At 30.3% G+C, this 23,380-nt stretch carries 22 protein-coding genes and 1 pseudogene; 15 read left to right on the top strand and 8 right to left on the bottom strand.

From position 1 onward, the window contains the following. Positions 1-5: 5 nt before the first annotated feature. Genes Lupro_RS00115 through Lupro_RS00130 form a run of 4 tightly spaced genes read right to left on the bottom strand, consistent with a single transcriptional unit; the run spans position 6 to position 4,293 of the window. Positions 6-536, bottom strand: coding sequence for a YeeE/YedE thiosulfate transporter family protein (locus Lupro_RS00115; RefSeq protein WP_068205481.1), 531 nt, complete (start codon positions 534-536; stop codon positions 6-8). A gap of 11 nt (positions 537-547) precedes the next feature. Continuing rightward, on the bottom strand, positions 548-1,507 hold the full coding sequence (gene nrfD / locus Lupro_RS00120; protein WP_068205482.1) for an NrfD/PsrC family molybdoenzyme membrane anchor subunit: 960 nt from the start codon (positions 1,505-1,507) through the stop codon (positions 548-550). Positions 1,508-1,516: 9 nt separating this feature from the next. Beyond that, positions 1,517-2,053, bottom strand: a complete 537-nt coding sequence (locus Lupro_RS00125; RefSeq protein ID WP_068205483.1) for a 4Fe-4S dicluster domain-containing protein — start codon at positions 2,051-2,053, stop codon at positions 1,517-1,519. Continuing rightward, positions 2,050-4,293: a molybdopterin-containing oxidoreductase family protein gene (locus Lupro_RS00130; protein WP_068205484.1), complete on the bottom strand. Its 2,244-nt coding sequence runs from the start codon at positions 4,291-4,293 to the stop codon at positions 2,050-2,052. The genes Lupro_RS00125 and Lupro_RS00130 overlap by 4 nt, the downstream gene beginning before the upstream one ends. A gap of 260 nt (positions 4,294-4,553) precedes the next feature. Here Lupro_RS00130 and Lupro_RS00135 point away from each other — a divergent pair, with 260 nt between their 5' ends. Next, positions 4,554-6,449 (top strand): hypothetical protein, encoded by a 1,896-nt coding sequence (locus Lupro_RS00135; protein WP_068205485.1) that lies wholly within the window; start codon positions 4,554-4,556, stop codon positions 6,447-6,449. A 10-nt stretch (positions 6,450-6,459) separates the two neighbouring features. Beyond that, positions 6,460-7,113, top strand: a complete 654-nt coding sequence (locus Lupro_RS00140) for a lysoplasmalogenase (RefSeq protein WP_068205486.1) — start codon at positions 6,460-6,462, stop codon at positions 7,111-7,113. Positions 7,114-7,120: 7 nt separating this feature from the next. Here Lupro_RS00140 and Lupro_RS00145 read toward each other — a convergent pair whose 3' ends face one another. The 4 genes from Lupro_RS00145 to Lupro_RS00160 are packed head-to-tail and all read right to left on the bottom strand — an operon-like array spanning position 7,121 to position 11,435. Continuing rightward, a complete protein-coding gene (locus tag Lupro_RS00145; RefSeq protein ID WP_068205487.1) occupies positions 7,121-8,662 on the bottom strand; it encodes an SLC13 family permease in 1,542 nt (513 codons plus the stop codon). A 53-nt stretch (positions 8,663-8,715) separates the two neighbouring features. Next, positions 8,716-9,756: a GMP reductase gene (locus Lupro_RS00150; protein WP_068205488.1), complete on the bottom strand. Its 1,041-nt coding sequence runs from the start codon at positions 9,754-9,756 to the stop codon at positions 8,716-8,718. A gap of 13 nt (positions 9,757-9,769) precedes the next feature. Beyond that, a complete protein-coding gene (locus Lupro_RS00155) occupies positions 9,770-10,678 on the bottom strand; it encodes a bifunctional metallophosphatase/5'-nucleotidase (RefSeq protein ID WP_068205489.1) in 909 nt (302 codons plus the stop codon). A 7-nt stretch (positions 10,679-10,685) separates the two neighbouring features. Next, positions 10,686-11,435, bottom strand: coding sequence for a 5'-nucleotidase C-terminal domain-containing protein (locus tag Lupro_RS00160; protein WP_068205490.1), 750 nt, complete (start codon positions 11,433-11,435; stop codon positions 10,686-10,688). Between the two features lie 51 nt (positions 11,436-11,486). On the opposite strand from Lupro_RS00160, the gene Lupro_RS00165 reads away from it, so the two are divergent. The 13 genes and pseudogenes from Lupro_RS00165 (at position 11,487) to Lupro_RS00220 (ending at position 23,278) form a co-directional block, all read left to right on the top strand. Further along, positions 11,487-12,008, top strand: coding sequence for a DUF6913 domain-containing protein (locus tag Lupro_RS00165; RefSeq protein ID WP_068205491.1), 522 nt, complete (start codon positions 11,487-11,489; stop codon positions 12,006-12,008). Next, positions 12,008-12,883 carry a 4-hydroxy-tetrahydrodipicolinate synthase gene (dapA, locus tag Lupro_RS00170; protein WP_068205492.1) on the top strand — a complete coding sequence of 292 codons (876 nt, stop codon included), beginning with the start codon at positions 12,008-12,010 and terminating at the stop codon, positions 12,881-12,883. The genes Lupro_RS00165 and dapA overlap by 1 nt, the downstream gene beginning before the upstream one ends. 57 nt (positions 12,884-12,940) lie before the next feature. Next, positions 12,941-13,456, top strand: coding sequence for a ferritin (locus tag Lupro_RS00175; protein ID WP_068205493.1), 516 nt, complete (start codon positions 12,941-12,943; stop codon positions 13,454-13,456). 119 nt (positions 13,457-13,575) lie between these two features. Next, positions 13,576-14,403 carry an outer membrane protein assembly factor BamD gene (locus Lupro_RS00180; protein WP_068205494.1) on the top strand — a complete coding sequence of 276 codons (828 nt, stop codon included), beginning with the start codon at positions 13,576-13,578 and terminating at the stop codon, positions 14,401-14,403. Continuing rightward, positions 14,393-14,719, top strand: coding sequence for a DNA-directed RNA polymerase subunit omega (locus tag Lupro_RS00185; RefSeq protein ID WP_068205495.1), 327 nt, complete (start codon positions 14,393-14,395; stop codon positions 14,717-14,719). The genes Lupro_RS00180 and Lupro_RS00185 overlap by 11 nt, the downstream gene beginning before the upstream one ends. After that, positions 14,720-15,934 carry a bifunctional phosphopantothenoylcysteine decarboxylase/phosphopantothenate--cysteine ligase CoaBC gene (gene coaBC / locus Lupro_RS00190; protein WP_068205496.1) on the top strand — a complete coding sequence of 405 codons (1,215 nt, stop codon included), beginning with the start codon at positions 14,720-14,722 and terminating at the stop codon, positions 15,932-15,934. Further along, positions 15,927-16,813 (top strand): annotated as a pseudogene (porD, locus tag Lupro_RS00195) (type IX secretion system protein PorD). Before coaBC ends, porD begins: the two are co-directional and overlap by 8 nt. Before the next feature lie 22 nt (positions 16,814-16,835). Then, positions 16,836-17,780 (top strand): AAA family ATPase, encoded by a 945-nt coding sequence (locus Lupro_RS13885; RefSeq protein ID WP_335339118.1) that lies wholly within the window; start codon positions 16,836-16,838, stop codon positions 17,778-17,780. 128 nt (positions 17,781-17,908) lie between these two features. Then, on the top strand, positions 17,909-18,487 hold the full coding sequence (locus Lupro_RS13890; RefSeq protein ID WP_335339119.1) for a DNA repair protein RecN: 579 nt from the start codon (positions 17,909-17,911) through the stop codon (positions 18,485-18,487). 49 nt (positions 18,488-18,536) lie between these two features. Next, positions 18,537-19,397 (top strand): enoyl-ACP reductase FabI, encoded by an 861-nt coding sequence (locus tag Lupro_RS00205; RefSeq protein ID WP_068205497.1) that lies wholly within the window; start codon positions 18,537-18,539, stop codon positions 19,395-19,397. 179 nt (positions 19,398-19,576) lie between these two features. Next, positions 19,577-20,452, top strand: a complete 876-nt coding sequence (locus tag Lupro_RS00210) for an electron transfer flavoprotein subunit beta/FixA family protein (RefSeq protein ID WP_068205498.1) — start codon at positions 19,577-19,579, stop codon at positions 20,450-20,452. A 24-nt stretch (positions 20,453-20,476) separates the two neighbouring features. After that, complete coding sequence (locus Lupro_RS00215; protein ID WP_068205499.1) at positions 20,477-21,496, top strand: electron transfer flavoprotein subunit alpha/FixB family protein; 1,020 nt, start codon at positions 20,477-20,479, stop codon at positions 21,494-21,496. A 54-nt stretch (positions 21,497-21,550) separates the two neighbouring features. Further along, positions 21,551-23,278, top strand: coding sequence for an acyl-CoA dehydrogenase family protein (locus Lupro_RS00220; protein ID WP_068205500.1), 1,728 nt, complete (start codon positions 21,551-21,553; stop codon positions 23,276-23,278). Positions 23,279-23,380: the final 102 nt, after the last annotated feature.

The following is a 23,380-nucleotide window of genomic DNA, read 5'->3' on the forward strand; positions in this document are numbered from 1 at the left end:
TAAATTTAAATCCAGTTTTTTCTAAAAAAGTAAGCAAATAAATAACCACTACCAAAAATGGTAAGTACTGTTATAAAGCCTCCTGTTGATAATACGGCCATACCACTTAAGCCTGCTCCGCTTGTACACCCTCTTGCTAATTGAGCTCCAAATCCAAAAAACGCACCTCCAAGTAAGGCAAAAATCAGTCGTCTTTTAGATGTTATTTTAGGAGAATGTTGTACAAATAATTTAAGCCTACCGCTTAAAGCACCTGATAAAAACCCACCAATTAAAATACCTAAAGATTCAAATACTAGCCAAGTATTCATTGGAGTATCATCTTCTTTTATGAATTTTTCATAATAGGCATTATTTTCGGCATGTGTTGGGGCAATGTCATCTACAACGGTAACCACTGTGCTTTTAAAAGCACCACTAGCTCCCAAACCTCTACCTGTTATGTAAAAAGTAGCAAGAATTAAGATTCCTAATAAGAACCCTCCAAAATAAGGATTCCAATATACATGTCTATTTTTTTCAATATTAACTTTCATATCTTTATTTTTTAGTATAAGAATCTTGTTAATTGACCTGCATTTATCATAACAATTCTAAATATTAGGCCTCCCATTAATACAAGAAGGGCAGGAACTATGACGGGTACTTTAAACCCAATTACTTCTGTAAGTTCTAAAATTGCAGGTACTATTAAACCTAGGATAATTACAAAAACAAAAAACATAACAGTGTATTGTCCGCTAATTAATATTTGCATTGCTTCCAATTGAACTTGAGAACCAGCAGCCATTCCCATAAACATATGTATAATTAAAGCTAATTCTAAAATAATTAATCCTAAATCAATTTTACTTATTAATTTACGTTCAAAGTGATTTTTAGAGAATAATAATATAGCAGCTGCCCCTGTTGATAGACCCGATGTTAAGAATAAAGGGCCTAAAATAGCATTATTCCAAAGAGGTCTGGCATTAAAAGCAGATAATAATATACCTGTATAAACCCCTAAAATAATTGATAATGGAATTAAGGCAATTGCAATATATTTTCTATTTTTAATAATATATTTTTCAAAGGAATTTAAAAATTTTAATTTTTTAAATACTTGTAATTTACTTTCTAATTTTGGATATGTTTCTCTATAATAACTAAATACCCATAACATAGATAGTGGGGTAATAATTAATAATACCCAAGCTCCCCATGACATAGGAGAAGTTATTCTTATCGTAGTATATAATCTCCACACATATAATTTATGAGTTAAATCAAAAAAAAGTGCAGCCAAACCAATAACTAAAGCTATTGGAGCAATTATGGAAGCGTATTTAACTGTTGCTGGCATTTCATTTTCTTTTTTAAGAAGATAGAATAATGCTGTAAAAAACAAGATACCTGCAGCTAAACCACCTAAAAATAAATATAAGGATATTTCCCAGTGCCAAATTTCTAAATATGGATCTATTTTAGGAATGTGTCGTCCACTTACGAAAATTTCTTCTTGCATAATAATATTTTATTTAATTAAATAATATACGTTTGGACTTGTTCCTGCTTCAGGTGCCAAAACTTTGTGTTTTCTAGTTTTTAGTAATTCAGATATTTCACTTGTAGGATCATCTAAATCACCAAAATACATGCATTTTGTAGGGCAAACTTCTACACACGCAGGTTGTTTACCTTTCTCTAGCCTATGATGACAAAAAGTACATTTGTCTACATATCCATCAGGATGTTGATATCTGGCATCATAAGGGCAAGACTCTATACAAGCACCGCATCCAATACATTCATCTTCCGTAACCATTACAATACCGCCTTCTACAATATGACTAGCACCTGTAGGACAACAACGCACGCAAGGTGCATTGTCACAGTGATTACAGCGTTCAGATTTTAGTTCTAAATCTATTGTAGGATATGCACCATTTACAGTTTCAGTTACCCAATCTCTACAATATCCCATTGGAACATTATTTTCGGTTTGGCAAGCCACTACACAATCACTACATCCAACACATTTTAATGTGTCAATTACCATTGCATATCTCATATTTCAATATTTTTATGTGGATCTTCAGTTAAAATTTTCACAAAATTACCTCTAAGTCCTGTTCCACCCATTAATGGGTCAATATGAACTTTAGAAATCATTTCTGTATCGCTAATACCTTTGCCAAAGGCTCTGGTTAATTTTTTATCATTGTGACCAAAGCCATGATATAAATACACAGAATCCCATCGTATTCTCTCTGTTACTCGTACTTTGATTGAAAAAGTAGATATAATTCCGTCTTGGTTTTCAAGCCAAACAACTTGCTCGTTTCTCAAATCTAATATTCTTGCAACTTTTGGATTTATCCATAATTTATTAGTGTCTTTAAGTGCACTTAAATTAGGGTTGTTAATAGTTCTACTAAAAGTATGCATAGGAGATCTACCATAATTTAATCTGTAATAACCTTGAGGAGGCTCAGGATGTGGAGTATAAATAGGCATTGGGTCAAACCCTTTAGAGGCTAACTCATCAGAATAGAATTCAATTTTACCACTATTTGTTGCAAATTCATAATCTTGACCTTTTTCTAAGAAGAGAGGTCCAGATTTTCTTTCAAATTTTTTAACTCCAATTTTTTTCATTTCATCTAGTGAAGTACCTAATTTGTTCAGCTGCCATTTTATAACATCTTCAAAATCGTTATAATCAAAATAATCATGTAAACCTAAGCGCTCTCCTATTTGTTTACTAATCCACCAAGCTGGTTTAGATTTGTATTTAGGTTTTGCAACAGGCTGTCTTAATGCAATTGAAGGCTCTCTATTTGTTGCAGATCTAATACCGTCGTAGCGTTCTAAGTATGTACATTCTGGCAAAACAACATCTGCATAACCAGTAATTTCCATAGGCATGGTGTCAATTACTACAAAAAACTCTAAGGCATCCATTGCTTTTAAAATCATTTCTCTGTCGGGTACTGTATTAATTAAATTTGTACCAGCAACAATCCATCCTTTTATTGGATGTTCAGTATTCTCATTAGGTATTGTTGCTTTTATAAGCTCTGATGTAATACCCATTTCTGCATATGGATATTTTTCTCCAATTTCTTCCCAACCCCATTTTGGAGTAGGGTAGGCAGGCTGTGGGTATTTAGGTATTTTAATTTTTTCTTTAAAGTAAAAACCACCTCTATTACCCCAAGAGCCTAATAATCCATTTAGCATTGCTATTGCCCTTTCTCTTTGAGAATCGTCGCCATACCAAACAACATGACGTCCTGGGTGAATAATTGTAGAAGGTGCAGCAGCAGCCATTATACGAGCAGTTTTTCTAATTTCTTCAGGTTTTATAGTTGTTATACCATAAGCCCATTCAGGAGTAAAATCTTTTACGTGTTCTTTAAGTTCTTTAAGGCCATACCCATATTTATCAACATATTCTTTATTGTAAAGGTTTTCATAAATAAGTACATGCATCCAAGCGAGTAGTAAAGCAATATCGGTTGAAGGTTTAATAGCTAACCAATGTTCAGATTTACTTGCTGCGGTAGATAACCTTGGATCAACTGTTATTATAGTAGCGCCATTATCTATAGCGTCAGACATTTCTTGTACTTGTGTATTGTGCATATTTTCTCCAATATGAGAACCAATGAGTACTAAACATTTAGTATCCCTAATGTCTGTTGGTTCAGGAGAACCAATCCAAGAACCTACTGTTAAACCAAATCCAGTTTCTCTTGGTCCTCTACATTGTGCATAGGCAGGTTCAGCAATGGTATCAGATCCGTAAGATTTGAACAAATGCTCTAAGTGACTTCCAGGTGAACCATGTTTTAATAAAGCAAAACTTTCAGCTCCATATTTAGATTTTACATCTTTCATTTTTGATGCAATTAAATCTAAGGCTTCATCCCAAGAGGCTTCTCTATACGTTTGTTCGCCATTAATAGTTGTTCTAATTAAAGGGGTTTTAAGTCTGTCACCATCATTATACATACCAACGCCGCCAGTTCCTCTAGGGCATAGGCGTCCATTACAATGCGGATCAATTTCATTACCTTTTAATTTGATAATTTCACCCTCTTCATTGGTATATGCCCAAGCGGCACATTTCCAAAAGCAAACTTCACAATAAGTAGCAGTTCGTTTAAACTTTGTAGCAACATTTTGTTTTACTAAATCATCTAAATATGTATTAGCTCCAAACATATTTAATGCTGATGTTGACGCTGCTACACCTCCTAAGCCTAAGGCTGAAATTTTAATAAACTTTCTTCTTGATGTAGTCATAAGTATATCTATTTTTACAGGTGTAAAGATATTTACTTATTGTATTTATGAATATGACATATATCATAAAAAAACATTTAACATGGATTAATACAGTAACATTAGTTGCATTAAACACTTGAAAATCAATAAATTATATGTAACTTTAGTTGCTTAATGATGATAATAAGCTGTTTTGAAATGAATTAGATTTTAGTTACTGTTCTATTATTTTTAATATAAAAACATTTATTATTGTAAATTTGAGCATAATTAAATTTATGAAAGTAAAATATTTTAAATTTTCTTTTTTTGTACTGTTAATTTTAATATTAATTACAGTATTTTATTTTAAGAATAAAGATAGCTTAGGCCTAGTAGAGATTGTAGAAACAGAGTATTCAGTGCTAGAAAATAGAAATGAAGAATCTTGTTTAACATGTCATCAAAATACGAAAGGATATTCACAATATCATAACCCTGAATTAATAGGATGTGCTAGTTGCCATTTGGGAGATGCTAAAACTACAAACAAAAAGGAGGCTCACAAAGGAATGATTTTAATACCGGGTAATTTAATCGATGCAGCTGCAACCTGTGGAAAATGTCACCCAAATGAACTTCATAAAATAAAAAACTCTTTAATGACCACTAATAGTGGTATAGTAGCAGTTGATAAATATATTTTTGGGGAGGCTAATTCTCCAGATTATCACTATCATATAAAGGATATAAAAAACTCTGCAGCTGATAAGCATATACGTGATTTATGCGCTAACTGTCACTTAGGAGCAGCAAAAGAGGAATATGGAGAAATAACAAATATGAGTAGAGGTGGAGGCTGTAATGCTTGCCATTTAAATTATTCAAAAGAAGCTAAAGCTGCTTTAGCTTCCTATATATCTTCTGATAAAAAAGAATTACCAAAATTTCATCCTTCAACAGATATTTTTGTTACTAATACCCATTGTTTTGGTTGTCATAGTCGATCAAGTAGAATTTCAACTAATTATGAAGGTTGGCAAGAAACATTGCTAGATGTAGATTCATTAGCAAATAAGAAAGAGTTTAGAATTTTAGAAGGAAGCAGGGTATATAAGTATGTTGAAGAAGATATACACCATACAAAAGGGTTGTTATGTATAGATTGTCATTCTTCGCATGAAGTAATGGGAGATGGGAAAAAATATGCTCACGAAGAACAAGCTGTAAAATTACAATGTGCAGATTGTCATTTTAAAGAAAAACCAATTACAATACCATATGATTCTCTAGATCAAGAGAGTTTGTTAGTTTTTTTACATAGAAATTATTCACATACAAACAAGCAAATTATTGTAGCTAAAAAAGATAAGCATCCTTTAGTGAATACATTTGTAGATTCGTTAGGGAATGCATTTCTAATTGGCAAAAAAGATGGAAAATTACATTCTTTAAAACCTCAATCTGAAGTTTGCGCTAGAGATAAAGCACATCAAGAGCTTAGTTGTTCTACTTGTCACTCAACTTGGACTTCTCGTTGTATTGGTTGTCATACTGGATTTGATAAAAATGAACCAAGGGCTTTTGATTTATTAGATAAGAAATATGGAAAAGGACAATGGAAAGAATATGTTGCTGAATTTTCATCATCATTACCAGCAATGGGAGTTAGAGAATCTAAAACAGAAAAAAAGATTGAACCGGCAATACCGGGAATGATTTTAACTATTGATAAAGGAAGTTATAAAGGCAAAGAGAAGGGAACAGACCTTTCTTTTCATAGATTATATGCTCCAAATTCACCACATACTACATCAAAAAAAGTAAGAGATTGCAAAAGTTGTCACGTAAACTCAGCTGCAATTGGGTATGGTAATGGAGAATTAAAGTATAATATTAAAAATAATATTGGAAAATGGGTATTTAACCCTGAATATGCTTTGAATGAAAATGATGGTTTACCAGAAGATGCTTGGATTCCATTTTTAAAAGAAGTAGACCAAAATACAATTAATTCAACTCGGTTAGATTTTAGACCTTTTACAGTTGTAGAGCAAAAAAAAATACTATTAATAGGAGCTTGTTTGCAATGTCATAAAAGTGATTCTAAAGTGATGCAGCAGAGCTTGGTTAAAGGAATTAAACCTTTGTTTCAAAAGTTAACAAAAAAATGTATCTTGCCTACTTGGAATTAATGTTTTAGGTATGAGTAGAATTAAAGTTGCGTTATTTGTATTTGTATCAGTTTCTATACTCGATATTATTGGAGTTGTTTTTAGTATTCCATATCTCATTTTTATTTTTAAACCGTTTATTTTATTATCATTATTATTGTTATATCACGTTTCAGTTTCCGAAAAAAACAGTTTGTATGTTAGTGCATTATTTTTCTCTTTTTTGGGAGATGTTTTTTTAATTTATAAAGGTTCTTTTTCCTTTAACATAGGATTGCTATCGTTTTTAATAGCTCATTTATTTTTTATTAAAATTGTAATTTCACAAATTAAAAAGAAAACGATTTTAAAAGTAATATATTCAATAATTCCATTTTTTATATTATTTCTAATGTTATTTTTATTTTTGAAAAACGCTCTAAATGATTTATTAATTCCAGTACTAATTTATGGAATTACTATCTCAATATTTGGTGCCGTTTCTTTAATTAATTATTTGGGTATAAAATCAAGAAAATCATTGTTAATGTTAGGAGGAGCTATTCTTTTTATTTTTTCAGATTCAGTATTGGCAATTAATAAATTTTATAATTCGTCACATTTATTTGAAATAATAATTATAATTACATACATAATAGCTCAATATTTAATATTTCGCTCTATGGTGCATGAAGATGAAATTTAGGGATGCGTTAATGTTGAATATTTATGGTTGTTTGATTGGCCCAATCTGGGAATACAGCAGGGTCAATATTAAAAATAACAGTACCCCAGGTTAGCGTAATTATTGTAATAATTACGATAGCAAAAAGGTTGATAAAAAAACCTGTTTTAATCATAGAAATCATAGAAAGCCTACCCGTACCAAAAACGATAGCATTTGGTGGAGTTGCTATTGGAAACATAAAAGCCATTGAAGCAGCTAATGTTACCGGTATCATAATTAATAGTGGATTTATTTTTAGTTGAATTGCCAATCCTGAAATTATAGGCAACATCATTTCTGTTGTTGCTGTATTTGAAGTAAATTCAGTTAGCAAAGACATCATTCCTGTTAAAGAAGCGACTAAAAATGTAGGTGAAAAGTGACCAGCACTAGCCAAAATATTTCCAATATAAGTAGATAGCCCAGAGTCTAAAAAACCTTTTGCTAAAGCAAAACCGCCTCCAAATAAAAAAACAATATGCCAAGGTATTTTTTGTGTTATTTCCCAATTAACGAGAGCTTCATTTTTTTTAGAAGAAGGAATTACAAATAGCAAAACGGCCATAAAAATAGCTACGGTACCATCGTTAATAAAATTGGGGTTTTTAAAAAGAGAGCTCCAACCGGGCGTTGTTATAAATCCAAGATTAATACTTTTTCTAAAAACCCATAGAAATGCTAATATTACAAATAAAATAAGTACTCTTTTTTGCTCTAGGCTAAATTTTCCAAGGGCTATATATTGGTCTTTAAAGAAAGATTTATGTAAAGTTTTAAGTTTTTCCTTTGGTTTGAAAAGAAGATATAAAAAGAATAAAGTAAAAATAAACATTAAAAAAGCAATAGGAAGCGCAAATGTTATCCATTGTCCAAAAGAAATTTCAGGGGCATTAGGAAAAATAATTTCAAAAATTCTTAAAAAAGAGAGGTTAGGTGGAGTTCCAACCAAGGTTGCTATTCCTCCAATAGAGCATGCGTATGCAATAGACAATAATAAGCCTGAAGAAAACTTCTCTGTTTTTCCTTCTCCATGGACTTCTTCAAGAGCTGAATTTACTGAAAAAGCAATAGGTAACATCATCATTGCAGTGGCTGTATTTGACATCCACATAGATAAAAATGCTGAAGAAAACATAAATCCAAATAAAATCATAAAAGGGCTTCCTCCAACAATTGATAATATTTTCAAAGCAATTCTTTTGTGTAAATTCCATTTCTCCATTGCTAATGCCATAATAAAACCACCAATAAACAAAAAGATAACATAGTTTATGTAAGCATTTGAAATGGATTTACCATCCAAAACTCCTAACATAGGAAAAAGTAAAATAGGTAGAAGAGATGTAGCACCAATGGGTAGAGCTTCGCTTATCCACCAAAATGCCATTAAAAATGCAATAGCTGCAGTATAAGTAATTTCTGGTTTGTTTGGATCAAGATCTACAAAGAAAATAATACCAAAGAAAATTAAAAGGCCAATAACAATTAACTTTTTATTTATTTTGTGCTTCTGAGTTAATGTGTTCATACGTAATTACTTTATAGAATATAGGTTTTGAAACAAAACAAAATGCAATATATTTATTTTGAAAATACTTCATTTTGTTGTTCTTGAACTCTAATAAAAGTAGTTCTTTTTGTTAGTTCTTTTAATCTGCTTGCACCAACATAAGTACACGTTGATCTTAAACTACCCAAAATATCTTGTACAGTATTTTCAACACTACCTCTATAAGGAATTTTAACTGTTTTACCTTCTGAAGCTCTATAATTGGCTACACCACCAACATGTTTATTCATAGCTGTTTCAGAGCTCATTCCATAAAATTGTTTGTATTTTTTATTTTTTATTTCAATAGTTTCTCCACCACTCTCCGCATGTCCGGCTAACATACCGCCTAACATTACAAAATCGGCTCCACCACCAAATGCTTTTGCAATATCTCCAGGTATTTTACAACCGCCATCTGACACTATTTGCCCGCCCAAGCCGTGAGCTGCATCGGCGCATTCAATTATTGCAGAAAGTTGAGGGTACCCCACACCAGTTTTAACACGTGTTGTACATACAGAGCCTGGTCCAATACCAACTTTTATAATATCTGCTCCAGCTAATAATAATTCTTCAACCATTTCACCAGTTACCACATTGCCAGCCATAATTACTTTGTTTGGATATTTTTCTCTGGTTTTTTTTACAAAATTCACAAAGTGTTCAGAGTAACCATTTGCAACATCAATACAAATAAATTTTAAATCTGGGTTTAGCTTAAATATTGCTGCAAGTTTTTCTGAATCAGCAGAACCAGTTCCTGTACTAACAGCAATGTAATTTAATATATTTTTATTTGAATTTTGTGTAAATTTTTCCCATTCTTGCAAAGAATAATGTTTGTGAATTGCAGTAAATATTTTATATTTTGCCAATGCTATTGCCATTTCAAATGTTCCAACAGTATCCATATTTGCTGCCATAATAGGAATTCCGTTCCATTTATAATTACTGTGTAAAAAAGTAAATGTTCTCTCCAAGTTAACTTGAGAACGCGAACTTAAAGTTGAACGTTTTGGACGAATCATAACATCTTTGAATCCTAATTTTAAATCGGTTTCTATACGCATTTAATAAAATATTTTATACTATTATACTTTTTCCTTTACTCGCTTTGTTTTTATCACTGTCAAAATAGAAATCTATTCTTCCTAAATTAATACCATAACACCCAACTTGATTTACCAATACATTTTCTCCAATGCTGTTTTTTGTAACTGTTGGTTTGGGTAAAAAAGTGTGTGTATGCCCACCAATAATTAAATCAATATTTTTTGTTTTTGAAGCTAATTCTAAATCGTTCACTTTATCAAATTTATAATGATAACCTAAATGAGACAGGCAAATTATTAAGTCGCAATGCTCATCTTCTTTTAAAACACGACTTATATCTTGTGAAATCTCAATAGGATTTAAGTATTTTGTTTCTTTATAATTAGCAGAATCAACTAAACCTTGAAGTTCAATTCCTAAACCAAAAACTCCTATTTTAATTCCTTCTTTTTTAAAAATTTTATAAGGTTTAATTTGTGATTCTAAAACAGTATTTTTAAAGTTGTAATTAGCCGATAAAAAATCAAATTTAGCATTGGGTAATTGAGTGTATAACCCATTAATTCCATTGTCAAAATCGTGATTTCCAATGGTGGCAGCATCGTATTTTAACATACTCATCAATTTAAATTCCAATTCGCCACCATAAATATTGAAATAAGGTGTGCCTTGAAAAATATCACCAGCATCTAATAACAAAGTATTAGGGTTTTCTGTTCTAATACTTTCAACTAAAGTGGCTCTTCTTGCAATACCGCCTTTATTAGGGTATTTAAAATGATTTTTAGGAAAAGGGTCTATATGACTATGTACATCGTTGGTATGTAAAATGGTAATATGTTTAGTAGTTTTATTGGTAAAAGATTGTAAAGAAAAACCACCTAAAGTTAAAAATGCTGTTGCAGCAGTTGATTTTTGTATAAAATTTCTTCTTTTCATAACCTTCTTATTTTGTGTGAAATCTTCCGTCTAATTTAGCTCTAATAGTGTCAGTTTCTTTAAAGTAATCAATAATAGCATTTCTCAATTTATAATTTATTTTGTATAAATTTATGGGGTTTTTAAAGAAATCCATATGGTCACCTCCATGTTGTAAATAATCAGATGTTAACACAAAATAAGTTTTGGAATCATTCAAGGGTTTGTCATTTATTTTAAAGTTGTACCCATTATTTGTAAAAACTAAACTTACTTGTTTAGAAATTGGGTGCGCTTTCTTTTTAGTAATTAAATAGGTAACTAATTCTTTTATTTTTTTTGAAGATAATTCAACAACAACCAATTGGTTTTCAAAAGGCATTAGATTAAAAGCGTGTTGCATTGTTATATTCCCTTTAGGAATACTTGCTCTAACACCACCAAAATTAAATAATGCAAAATCAATATTTTTCCCAGTCTTTTTATTAAAAATAGGATTTGCTTCTTGATAACACATATCAGCCATTAAATTTCCTAAGGTACTTTCTAATTTCCCGTCTTCTCTCGTTAAATTTATAGGCGTATAACTTAAAATGTTACTCATTTCTTTTTCAATTTTTTCCCGGTAAGGCTTCACAAAATTTTCAATATTTTTATTAGAGGTTATTTCTGAAGTAATTGGGAGTAGCTTTCCTTCAATTTTAAGAAGGTGTTGAGGTTCATTTTTACAACTAAAAAAGAGAACGATTGTAAAAATTGAAATAATAAATTTTTTCATTGCTGAAATACTTTGAATTTAAGTAATTTTGTAAACCAATGGTAAATATAAATGATTTTTACAGGATTTAAACGAAAAAGCAATCAATTTTTTTTTGACAGACAATTGTCAAAGTTGTTAAAGAATTCAGATGTGAATTCTTCAGGAAAAATAAAAAAAGTACTCATTTTTTTAAATGATGATACTGAAAAGACTTCTGTTTTAAAGAATTTAGAGAAAACTTTAAACATTTCAAAAAACAAAATAAAAATTATTATTTTCCAACAAAAAGTACCCAAAGAAAATACGGATGAGAATCTTATCTCTCCTAAAGATTTTGGATGGTACGGTAAAATTACTTCAGAAAAACTAAAAGATATTTTAACAAAAAAATACGATTTGTTAATTAATTATAGCAAAGTTGATAATTTATATAACAACTTATTATTATTGCAGTGTAAAGCTGCTTTTAAAGTAGGGTTTTCACATTTAGACAATCGTTTTTATAATTTGTTAATTAAATGTGAATCATCCAATTTAGAATTGTTTAACAAAGAATTAAAAAAATATTTAACCATTTTAAAGAAACTATAATGAAAGAGTTGGTAGGAACAGGCGTTGCATTAGTAACACCATTTAATCAAGATAAATCGGTTGATTTTGAAGGGCTAAAACGTTTGGTGAACTATCAAATAGACAATGGAATAAATTATTTAGTTTTATTGGGAACAACAGGAGAGCCAGCAACATTAACTTTAAAAGAAATTGAGCAAATTAAAAATACTGTTGTAAAAACAACTAACGGTAGAGTTCCTTTAGTGTTGGGTATTGGAGGTAACAATACAAATGCTGTAGTTGAAGAAATAAAAGCCACAGATTTGTCTGATTATTGTGCAATACTATCTGTTTCGCCATATTATAATAAACCAACTCAAGAAGGTATTTACCAACATTTTAAGGCAATAGCAGCAGTGAGCTCTAAACCTATAATTTTATACAATGTGCCAAGTAGAACAGGTGTAAATGTTGAGCCTAAAACCGTAATTAGAATAGCAAATGATTTTAAAAATATTGTTGCGATAAAAGAAGCAGCAGGAGATATAATACAAGTTTTACGTTTGGTGCAAACAAAACCAACTAATTTTATGGTGATTTCAGGAGATGATATGATTGCTTTACCAATGGTTTTAGTAGGTGGTTCAGGAGTTATATCTGTTATTGGACAAGGTTTGCCTAAAGATTTTTCTGAAATGATTCAACACGGATTAAAAGGCAATGTGGCAAAAGCAAATGCCTTACATTATAAAGTAATGGAAAGTATAGATTCTATTTTTGAAGAAGGGAATCCGGCAGGAATTAAAGCTCTTTTAAAAAAATTAAACATTTGCTCAGAAGATGTCCGTTTACCTTTAGTGAATGCTTCTTATGATTTACAACAAAAAATAAATACCTTTGTAGATAATTACTAGAGAGTTTCTCTGTGTAGTTGTTCTAGTTGTAATTAATAATATTAAAAATTAAAGAGTATGCTATCAGAAAAAATGCAATCAGTTTTAAATAAACAAATAAGAATAGAGGCAGAATCGTCTCAAATCTATTTAGCAATGGCTTCTTGGGCTGAACTGCAAGGTTTAGAAGGTGTTTCTCAATTTATGTATGCACAATCTGATGAAGAAAGAATGCATATGCTTAAATTATTTAAATATATAAATGAACGAGGAGGACACGCACAAGTTTCTGAGTTAAATGCTCCACCTCTTGAGTTTGGCTCAATAAAAGAAATGTTTGAAACGTTATTTAAACATGAAGTGTTTGTTTCAGGAACTATTAATGAATTGGTTCATATTGCTTTGGAAGAAAAAGATTACGCTACACATAACTTTTTACAATGGTATGTAGCAGAACAAATTGAAGAAGAGGCACAAGCAAGAACTATTTTAGATAAAATTAACTTAATTGGTAATGACAAAGGTGGTTTATACTTATTTGATAGTGATATTAAACAACTTACGGTGGTAAGTTCTGTAGCACCACCAGCATAACAATTAACAAACAATTAAGATTATTGAGCAATATTTATAGTAAAAGCAAGTTATTTTTGTTGTTTATTGAAGTAAAAAAATCATTTTAATAATCCATTTTAAATAACTAATTTTGCCAAATGCAAAAAAATAAAATTTATATTTTCATTTTGTTAATTGCTTTAGGTTTTTCATCTTGTAGTGAATACCAAAAAGTATTGAATAAAGGTACTGTTGAAAAACAATATCAAATGGCTACCAAAATGTATGAAGAACAAAAATTTGGAAAAGCCATACAATTATTTGAGAAAATTACACCGAATTACAGGGGTAAACCTCAAATGGAACGTATTCAATATATGGTTGCACAAGCACATTACAATACAAAACAATACAGTTTAGCAGCCTATTATTTTGATAAATTTGAAAAAAACTATCCTAAAAGTTCAAAAATTGAGGAGGCCGCATATTTGTCAGCACATAGCCATTATTTAGCTTCACCAATATTTAGTTTAGACCAAAAAGATACTTATGAAGCAATTACAGCGCTTCAAAATTTTATATTTAAGTTTCCAAATTCAGCGAACATAGCAAATGCTAATAAATATATTAAAGAATTAACACACAAATTAGAAAAGAAATCATTTGAAATAGCAAAACAATATTATCATACTGAAGATTATATAGCAGCAATAGTTGCATTTGATAATTTACTTTCTGATTATTTAGGAACTTCCTATAAAGAAGAAGCACTATATTTTAAATTTAAATCGGCCTATGAATTGGCTATAAATAGTTATATTACAAAAAAAGAAGAGAGAACAACGAATGCTATCAAAATACATGAAAGATTTAAACGAAGTTTTCCAAACTCTGAATATTTAAAAGAAACCGAAGGATTACTTACAAACCTAACCAAAGAATTAAATTCTTTAACAGCATTAAAAACACAAACTAATGGATTATAAAAACTCAAAAGCAGCCACAACTACTGTAACTTACGACAAAAATAAAATTGAAGCTCCAACAGGGAATATTTATGAAGCTATTACAATTTTAGCAAAAAGAGCTGAACAAATTAACGGTGATTTAAGAAGTGAATTAATTGAAAAATTAGAAGAATTTGCTACTTATACTGATAGTTTAGATGAAGTTTTTGAAAACAAAGAACAAATTGAAGTTTCAAAATTTTATGAAAAATTACCAAAAGCAACTGCAATTGCAATTGAAGAATGGTTAGAAGATAAAATTTATTATAGAAAACCAGAGGAAACACAAGAATAGATGTCAATTTTAAGCGGTAAAAACATACTCTTAGGCGTTACCGCCGGTATTGCTGCTTATAAAACAGCCAATTTAGTACGACTTTTTATCAAGGAAGGAGCAAGCGTTAAAGTTGTGATGACACCTGCTTCTAAAGATTTTGTAACACCGTTAACACTTTCAACACTCTCAAAAAATCCAGTATACACTACCTTTTTTGAAAAAGGAGAAGAAGAAACTGAAGAATGGAATAGCCATGTAGATTTAGGTCTTTGGGCTAATTATATGCTTGTTGCACCAGCAACAGCAAATACACTTTCTAAAATGTCAAATGGTGTTTGTGATAATTTACTTTTAGCAGTTTATTTATCAGCTAAATGTAAAGTGTATTTTGCCCCAGCGATGGATTTAGATATGTATCAGCACCCTACTACAAAAAAAAGTATTGAAAAATTACAAAGTTTTGGCAATATTTTTATACCACCTTCAAGTGGAGAATTAGCGAGTGGCTTAATTGGAGAGGGACGTATGGAAGAACCTGAAAAAATAGTATCTTTTATTGAAAATGATATTATTAAAGGATTACCACTGTATTCTAAAAAAGTTTTAATTACTGCCGGACCAACCTATGAAGCAATAGACCCAGTTCGTTTTATTGGAAATCATTCATCAGGTAAAATGGGGTTTGCACTGGCTAAAAAAGCGGCTAGTTTAGGAGCGCAAGTTTATTTAATTTCAGGCCCATCAAATGAAAAGGTGTCACATTCATTAATTCAAAGAATTGATGTTGTAAGTGCACAAGAAATGTACACTGAAGTACATACATATTTTAAGGATATTGATATAGCAATACTTTCTGCTGCAGTTGCCGATTACAGACCGAAGAATGTATCATTGACTAAAATTAAAAAATCTACCAATACAATGAATATTGAATTGGTAAAAACTAAAGATATTCTAGCTTCATTAGGTGAAATTAAAAAAAATCAGTTTTTAGTTGGTTTTGCTTTGGAGACAGATAATGAAATTGAAAATGCTATTGCCAAATTAAATAAAAAGAATTTAGATTTAATAGTGTTAAATTCATTACAAGATAAAGGAGCAGGATTTAAAAACGAAACAAATAAAATAACTATTATTGATAAATCCGAAAAAATTTCAGAATTTAGTCTAAAATCTAAAGCTATGGTGGCCGAAGATATATTTAATGAAATTATGAATAAAATTTATGCGTAATATATTTCAAATAATACTTATTCTTTTAACAGTAACACAACTAAAAGCTCAAGAATTAAACTGTTCTATAACAGTTAATTCTGATAAAATTCCAGGTTCAAATAAACAGGTTTTTACAACAATGCAAAGAGCATTAAGCGAATTAGTAAATCAAAAACGTTGGACCAATTTTAACTATAAGCCACAAGAACGTATAGATTGTAACTTAACGCTAACACTTTTAGAACAAACAGGAAGTAATTTTAAAGGGAATATTCAAATACAATCATCTCGCCCTGTATATAATTCTTCCTATTTAACACCTGTATTTAATTTTAAAGATAATAATTTTTCATTTCAATACACAGAATTTGAACCTTTGGTATTTAACGAAAATATTTATGAATCTAACCTAATATCAATTGTAACCTTTTACGTTTACACAATTTTAGGTTTTGATGCTGATACATTTTCTTTAAGTGGAGGAACACCATACTTTACAAAAGCTCAAGATGTGCTTGTACAGGCACAGCAAAGTGGATATACAGGTTGGAATCAGAATGATGGAACAGGAACGCGATTTACACTTATAGATAATATTTTGTCTCCAACATATAGCTTATTTCGAAATTCTATGTACCAATATCATTTAAAAGGCTTAGATATAATGAGCAGTGATAAAAAAAGGCCAAACAAATAATTGCGAATTCAATAGAAAATTTAAAAACAATTTTTGATAGTCGTCCAAATGCATTTTTATTACGTATTTTTATGGATTCTAAAGCTACTGAAATTGCCAGTATCTTTTCAGATGGCCCAAGGTTTGATACTTTTAAATTGAAAGAAGACTTACTTAAAATTTCACCATTGAACGCCACTAAATGGAATGAAATAAAGTAATTTCTTAAAATAAAATACAGAAATGCTTACAAATCTTTCTATAAAAAATTATGCTTTAATTGATAATTTATCTGTCAATTTTAAAGATAGATTGTCAATTATAACCGGAGAAACAGGAGCAGGAAAGTCTATTTTATTAGGTGCTCTTGGATTGGCGTTAGGAAAAAGAGCAGATTTGTCTACCCTAAAAAATACGCAAAAAAAATGTATAATTGAAGCTGAGTTTTCTATTTTGAATTATCAATTAAATTCTTTTTTCGAAGAAAATAAATTAGACTTTGAAGAAGAAACAATTGTTAGGAGAGAAATTTTACCCAATGGTAAATCAAGAGCATTTATAAATGACACGCCAGTTACGTTACAGGTTCTACAAACGTTAAGTGAAAAGTTAATTGATGTACACTCACAACATCAAACACAGCAATTGTCGAATGTTAGTTTTCAGTTTGAAATTATTGATGCACTTGCGAATAACTCAGCAAAAATTGAATCTTATAAAAGAGGATTGAGATTGTATAATGAACTTGTAAAGGAGTTAGATGAACTTAAAAAAAATCAAAACTTAGCAAAAGAACAGTACGAGTATAATTTGTATTTATTTGAAGAATTAAAAAATGCTAATTTATTTGAAAATGAACAAAGTATAATTGAAAAAACGCTTGATAAACTAAATAATATAGAAGATGTTAAATTAAATTTGTTAGAGGCACAATCTATTGCTTTTAATGATGAAATTGGTTTGAAAGTTTTGTTAAACTCTATAACCACTAATTTAAATAAGATTTCTCTATATTCAGATGAATATAAAGAGCTTTACAATAGAATTTTAAGCCTTAAAATTGAATTTGATGATATTGCTAGTGAAGTAGAAAAAGCAACAGAGACATTAAATTTTGACGCATCTGAATTAGTAAAATTAAATGAAAGATTACAGTTAATATATGATTTACAAAAAAACACGCTGTAACAACTATTTCTGAACTATTAGCAATTCAAGAAGAACTCTCTTTAAAAATAACTGATGTAAAGAATTCTACTTCAATAATTTCAAACAAAGAAAAAAAAGTAAATAATATTGCAGCTAAAATTAACACATTGGCACAGTCAATATATAAGCAAAGAGCAAAGTCAATACCCATTTTTATCTCAAAATTAGAAAATATACTTGTTAATTTAGGAATGGAAAATACACGAGTTCAATTTAATTTATTGCACACAAATCACTATTTTGAAAATGGAAAAGATGAATTGCAATTTTTAATTTCTGCAAACAAAGGAAATAGTTTTGGAGAACTAAAAAAGATTGCTTCTGGAGGTGAATTATCGCGAATAATGCTTGCCGTAAAATCCATTCTTTCAGAATATTCAAAACTGCCAACCATTATTTTTGATGAAATAGATACAGGAGTTTCTGGAGATATTTCTCAAAAAATGGCTGAAATTATGCTACAAATGAGTAATAATATGCAAGTGATTGCAATAACACACTTACCTCAAATTGCAGCAAAAGGTCAGCAGCATTACAAAGTATATAAAAAAGATATTGAAAATAACATTACAACAAAACTTAGTGAATTATCAGAGAACGAACGTATTAATGAAATTGCTGAAATGTTAGGAGGTAAAAATATTTCGAAAACAGCTATTGAACATGCCAAGCAGCTGTTAAATTAAGAATTTACTATATTTGCAGCCAATTAAAATAAATCAATAACAAAATACAATTATGTATAACTTACTTAAAGGGAAAAAGGGAATTATTTTTGGGGCTTTAGATTCAAAGTCAATTGCTTGGAAAGTTGCGGAAAGAGCACATGAGGAAGGAGCTAAATTTGTGTTAACAAATGCACCAGTAGCGTTACGACTTGGAACCATTTCTGAATTAGCAGAAAAAACAGGTTCAATAGTAATACCAGCAGATGCAACATCAATGATGGATTTAGAAGAATTGGTTGATAAAGCAGTTGAAGAATTAGGAGGGAAAATAGATTTTGTTTTACATTCAATAGGTATGTCTGTTAATGTGCGAAGAGGAAATCACTACACCCATCAAGATTATAATTTCACAAAAACAGGTTGGGACGTTTCTGCACTTTCTTTTCATAGATTAATGAGTGTATTGTACAAAAAAGATGCAATGAATGAATGGGGAAGTATTGTAGCATTAACTTATATGGCTGCACAACGTGTATTTCCAGACTATAATGATATGGCAGATAATAAGGCGTACTTAGAATCTGTAGCACGTAGTTTTGGATACTTCTTTGGCCGTGATAAAAAAGTTAGAGTAAATACAATTTCTCAATCACCTACACCAACTACAGCAGGAAATGGAGTAAAAGGGTTTGATGGCTTTATAGCTTACGCTGAAAAAATGTCACCATTAGGAAATGCTACTGCGTTAGAATGTGCAGATTATACAATTAGTTTATTCTCAGATCTTACCAAAAAAGTAACTTTACAAAACTTATTTCATGATGGAGGATTTTCAAATATGGGTGTAAGTACTGCTATTATGGATAGTTTTATGGAAAATTATAAAGAAGAAACTATTGATGAACCTAAAAAGAAAGATAAAAAATAATAATAAAATAGTTAGAATTTTAAAAAGCGATGATTTCAAAATCATCGCTTTTTTTTATGCTCTTATATGAAAGTTAATAAATAACATGGATAATAAAAGAAGTATGAGTATTGTCATTTTATACTTGAATTAATTACTTTATTTTTGGGAAGCTTAAAAAAATAATTTAATATTCTACTATGAAACCACTTAAAATTGTAGTACTAGCTAAGCAGGTTCCAGATACTAGGCACGTTGGTCCAGATGCAATGAAGCCTGATGGTACTGTTAACAGAGGTAAACTTTCAACCATATTTAACCCAGATGATTTACATGCTTTGGAATTGGCTTTAAGCATAAAAGACAGGATCCCTGGTACAAAAGTGACAATTCTAACAATGGGGCCACAAAGAGCCGCAGATATTATTAGAGAAGGTTATTATAGGGGTGTTGATGATGGTATTATGATTTCTGATAGAAGATTTGGAGGTGCTGATACTTTAGCAACAAGTTATACACTTGTAAAAGGCTTACAAAAATTAGCTCCTTTTGATTTGATACTTGGAGGTAGGCAAGCTATTGATGGAGATACAGCACAGGTAGGACCACAATGTGCAGATAAATTAAAAATTCCACAAATAACTTATGTTGAGGAGATTGTGGAAATTAAAGAGACTGAAATTATTGCCAAAAGAAGATTAGAAAAAGGTGTTGAAATTGTATCCTCTCCATTTCCTTGTTTAATGACAGTGCACGGTTCTTCTCCAGATTGTAGATCTAAACAAGCAAAAAATGTAATGAAATATAAATATGCCAGAACCAAAACAGAATTGAGATCAGCCGATGAATTAATGTTATCATTACATAAAAAAAGACCTTATTTAACCATTCCTGAATGGAGTGTTGAAGATATTGACGCCGATTTAAATAAAATAGGATTAACAGGTTCTCCTACCAAAGTTAAAAGTATTGAAAATATTGTATTAACATCTAACGAAGCTAAAATATTAAGTAATTCTGATATTGATATTGAGCTGATGATTAAAGAATTAATTGAACATCACACTATAGGGTAGTGTTAAAACTTTAAAATTAAATATATGAAAAGTGTATTAGTCTATTGTGAAGTTGAAAATCAAAAAGTAGCAGACATAAGTCAAGAATTATTATCAGCAGGAAAACGTTTAGCCCAAAAATTAGATTGTTCATTAGAGGCAATGATTTTTGGAAAAGAGTTGAAAAATATTGAAAATCAAATCGCTCCTTATGGTGTAGACAAACTATTTGTAGGTGATGATACAAGATTAGAACCCTATAGAACTTTACCTCACGCTGCATTGGCAACGGAAGTATTAAAAAAAGAAGACCCTCAAATTGTGTTGTTTGGAGCTACCTCAGTAGGAAGAGATTTGGCACCAAGAATTGCATCAGCCGTTAATTGTGGATTAACAGCTGATTGTACAGTTTTAGATATTGGAGACCATTTTGTAAAAAAAGAGAAAAAAGAATATAAAAATTTATTATATGCAATTCGCCCAGCCTTTGGAGGAAGTATTATGGCAAATATTATCAATTGGGATATGCACCCGCAAATGGCAACAGTAAGAGAAGGTGTAATGAAAAAAGAAATTTTCGATAAAAATTATGTTACAGAAGTTGTAAATATTGATGTAAATAAAATTATCAAAGAAGAAGATTTTGTGGTTAAAATTATTGAACGTCATATTGAAGAATCTGATGTAAATATAAAAGATGCACCTATTATTGTAGCAGGAGGTTATGGTGTAGGATCGAAAGAAAATTTTCAGCTTTTACAAGATTTAGCTGATTTATTAGGGGGTGAAGTTGGAGGTTCAAGAGCAGCAGTTGATGCAGGTTTTATAGATCACGATCGTCAAATTGGACAAACAGGTACTACTGTACGCCCAAAATTATATATTGCTGCAGGAATTTCAGGAGCTATTCAACATACAGCAGGAATGCAAGATTCATCATTAATTATTTCAATTAATAATGATGCTGAAGCTCCTATAAATAAATTAGCAGATTATGTAATTAATGGAGATTTAGCCGAAGTAATTCCCAAAATGATTAAATTCTATAAGAAAAATGCTAAATAATAGCAATTATAATAAATGAGTTTTAGTAAAACTTAAAACATAAAAAAGTATATAATGGATAATTTTTTTAAAGATACTCCGGATTTTAAATTCCATTTAGAACATCCTTTAGTTCAAAAAATTGTAAAGTTAAAAGAAAAGAATTTTAGTGAATCTGAAGAGTATGATTTTGCTCCGTTAAATCATAACGATGCTGTTGATTCTTATAATAAAATATTAGATATTGTAGGTGAAATTTGTGCAAGTACAATTGCAAAAAATGCAGAATCTGTTGATATTGAGGGGCCTCATATAGAAAATGGAGAAGTAATTTATGCCAAAGGAACTACTGAAAATTATCAAGCATTGTATAAAGCGGGACTTATAGGGATGGCTTTGCCTAGAAAATATGGAGGTTTAAATTTCCCTCTACTTCCTTATGTTATGGCTGCTGAGATGGTTGCAAGAGCTGATGCAGGGTTTGCAAATATTTGGGGATTACAAGATTGTGCTGAAACAATTTATGAATTTGGTTCTGAAGAACAAAAAGAAAAATATTTACCAAGATTTAATAGAGATGGAGCTACAGCAGCAATGGTATTAACAGAACCTGACGCTGGATCAGATTTGCAATCAGTAAAACTTAGAGCAACCTTTAATAAAGAAAAAAACACATGGATTCTTAACGGTGTTAAAAGATTTATTACTAACGGTGATGCCGATATTTCATTGGTATTGGCAAGATCAGAAGAAAACACGACAGATGCTAGAGGCTTATCCATGTTTATTTACGATCGTAATAACCATGCGGTTGAAGTAAGGCACCTTGAAAAAAAACTTGGAATTAAAGGTTCTCCAACTTGTGAGTTGGTTTTTAAAGATGCACCTGCTGAATTGGTGGGTAAAGAAAGATTTGGATTGATTAAATACGTAATGGCACTTATGAATTCAGCTCGTTTGGGTGTAGGAGCACAATCTGTTGGTATTGCTGATGCTGCTTATAGAGAAGCACTAAAATATGCTGAAGAAAGAACGCAATTTGGAAAGGTAATTGTGAGGTTTCCAGCTGTTTATGAAATGATAACCAATATGAAGGTTAGAATTGATGCTTTGCGATCTTTATTATATGAAACAACAAGCTTTGTTGATATTTTTAAAGTGTACGAGGAAGTTATGAAGGGGAGAAAACTAGAAAAGGAAGAAAGAATGGAAATGAAAGCATATTCAAAACTAGCAAGTGTATTTACGCCACTTATAAAACTGATGGCAAGTGAAACATGTAACAGAATTGCCTACGATTCATTACAAATACATGGAGGTACTGGTTTTATGAAAGACTTTCCAATTGAGCGTATTTATCGCGATGCAAGAATTACATCTATTTATGAAGGAACTTCACAATTACAAGCGGTTGCAGCTATAAAAGGTGTAACAACACATGTTTTTTTGGAGCAAATTAGAGTGTATGAAAATAGTGTTTCCGAAGAAAATATTTTAGTAAAGAAAAAACTTCAAAAAATGACTGAAGATTATGAAGCGATTTCTAAAAATATTATTGAAATAAATAATACAGAATTACTAGATTTTCACTCAAGGCGCTTGGTAGAAATGGCAGGTAATATTTTAATGGGATATTTGTTGGTTATAAATAGCCAACGAGATGAAAAATTCAACAAATCGGCTGTGTTATATATTAATTTGATTCAATCTGAAAACAGTGAAAAATTCAATTATATAACTAATTTTAATGTTAAAGATTTAGAATTGTATAAACTTGAAGGGTTTAATGATGTAGAAAAATAAGTTTAAGAATACTTATATTTATAAAAGAGCAAAATCCTATTTTAGTAGATTAAATAGGATTTTGTTTGTAGAGGGTTAAAAATAATTAAAAATACCCAAGTT

Origin of the sequence: Lutibacter profundi, from assembly GCF_001543325.1 — a bacterium.
In the GTDB taxonomy this organism is placed as follows: domain Bacteria; phylum Bacteroidota; class Bacteroidia; order Flavobacteriales; family Flavobacteriaceae; genus Lutibacter; species Lutibacter profundi.

Bases quoted from the DNA above. Each gene is read 5' to 3' on its own strand.
- Lupro_RS00150 (WP_068205488.1), bottom strand. From the start codon at position 9,756: ATGCGTATAGAAACCGATTTAAAATTAGGATTCAAAGATGTTATGATT.
- Lupro_RS00180 (WP_068205494.1), top strand. From the start codon at position 13,576: ATGCAAAAAAATAAAATTTATATTTTCATTTTGTTAATTGCTTTAGGT.
- nrfD (WP_068205482.1), bottom strand. From the start codon at position 1,507: ATGCAAGAAGAAATTTTCGTAAGTGGACGACACATTCCTAAAATAGAT.
- Lupro_RS00140 (WP_068205486.1), top strand. From the start codon at position 6,460: ATGAGTAGAATTAAAGTTGCGTTATTTGTATTTGTATCAGTTTCTATA.
- Lupro_RS00115 (WP_068205481.1), bottom strand. From the start codon at position 536: ATGAAAGTTAATATTGAAAAAAATAGACATGTATATTGGAATCCTTAT.
- Lupro_RS00215 (WP_068205499.1), top strand. From the start codon at position 20,477: ATGAAAAGTGTATTAGTCTATTGTGAAGTTGAAAATCAAAAAGTAGCA.
- Lupro_RS00220 (WP_068205500.1), top strand. From the start codon at position 21,551: ATGGATAATTTTTTTAAAGATACTCCGGATTTTAAATTCCATTTAGAA.
- Lupro_RS00185 (WP_068205495.1), top strand. From the start codon at position 14,393: ATGGATTATAAAAACTCAAAAGCAGCCACAACTACTGTAACTTACGAC.
- Lupro_RS13885 (WP_335339118.1), top strand. From the start codon at position 16,836: ATGCTTACAAATCTTTCTATAAAAAATTATGCTTTAATTGATAATTTA.
- Lupro_RS00145 (WP_068205487.1), bottom strand. From the start codon at position 8,662: ATGAACACATTAACTCAGAAGCACAAAATAAATAAAAAGTTAATTGTT.
- dapA (WP_068205492.1), top strand. From the start codon at position 12,008: ATGAAAGAGTTGGTAGGAACAGGCGTTGCATTAGTAACACCATTTAAT.
- Lupro_RS00160 (WP_068205490.1), bottom strand. From the start codon at position 11,435: ATGAAAAAATTTATTATTTCAATTTTTACAATCGTTCTCTTTTTTAGT.
- Lupro_RS00125 (WP_068205483.1), bottom strand. From the start codon at position 2,053: ATGAGATATGCAATGGTAATTGACACATTAAAATGTGTTGGATGTAGT.
- Lupro_RS00130 (WP_068205484.1), bottom strand. From the start codon at position 4,293: ATGACTACATCAAGAAGAAAGTTTATTAAAATTTCAGCCTTAGGCTTA.
- Lupro_RS00175 (WP_068205493.1), top strand. From the start codon at position 12,941: ATGCTATCAGAAAAAATGCAATCAGTTTTAAATAAACAAATAAGAATA.
- Lupro_RS00135 (WP_068205485.1), top strand. From the start codon at position 4,554: ATGAAAGTAAAATATTTTAAATTTTCTTTTTTTGTACTGTTAATTTTA.
- Lupro_RS00165 (WP_068205491.1), top strand. From the start codon at position 11,487: ATGATTTTTACAGGATTTAAACGAAAAAGCAATCAATTTTTTTTTGAC.
- Lupro_RS00210 (WP_068205498.1), top strand. From the start codon at position 19,577: ATGAAACCACTTAAAATTGTAGTACTAGCTAAGCAGGTTCCAGATACT.
- coaBC (WP_068205496.1), top strand. From the start codon at position 14,720: ATGTCAATTTTAAGCGGTAAAAACATACTCTTAGGCGTTACCGCCGGT.
- Lupro_RS00155 (WP_068205489.1), bottom strand. From the start codon at position 10,678: ATGAAAAGAAGAAATTTTATACAAAAATCAACTGCTGCAACAGCATTT.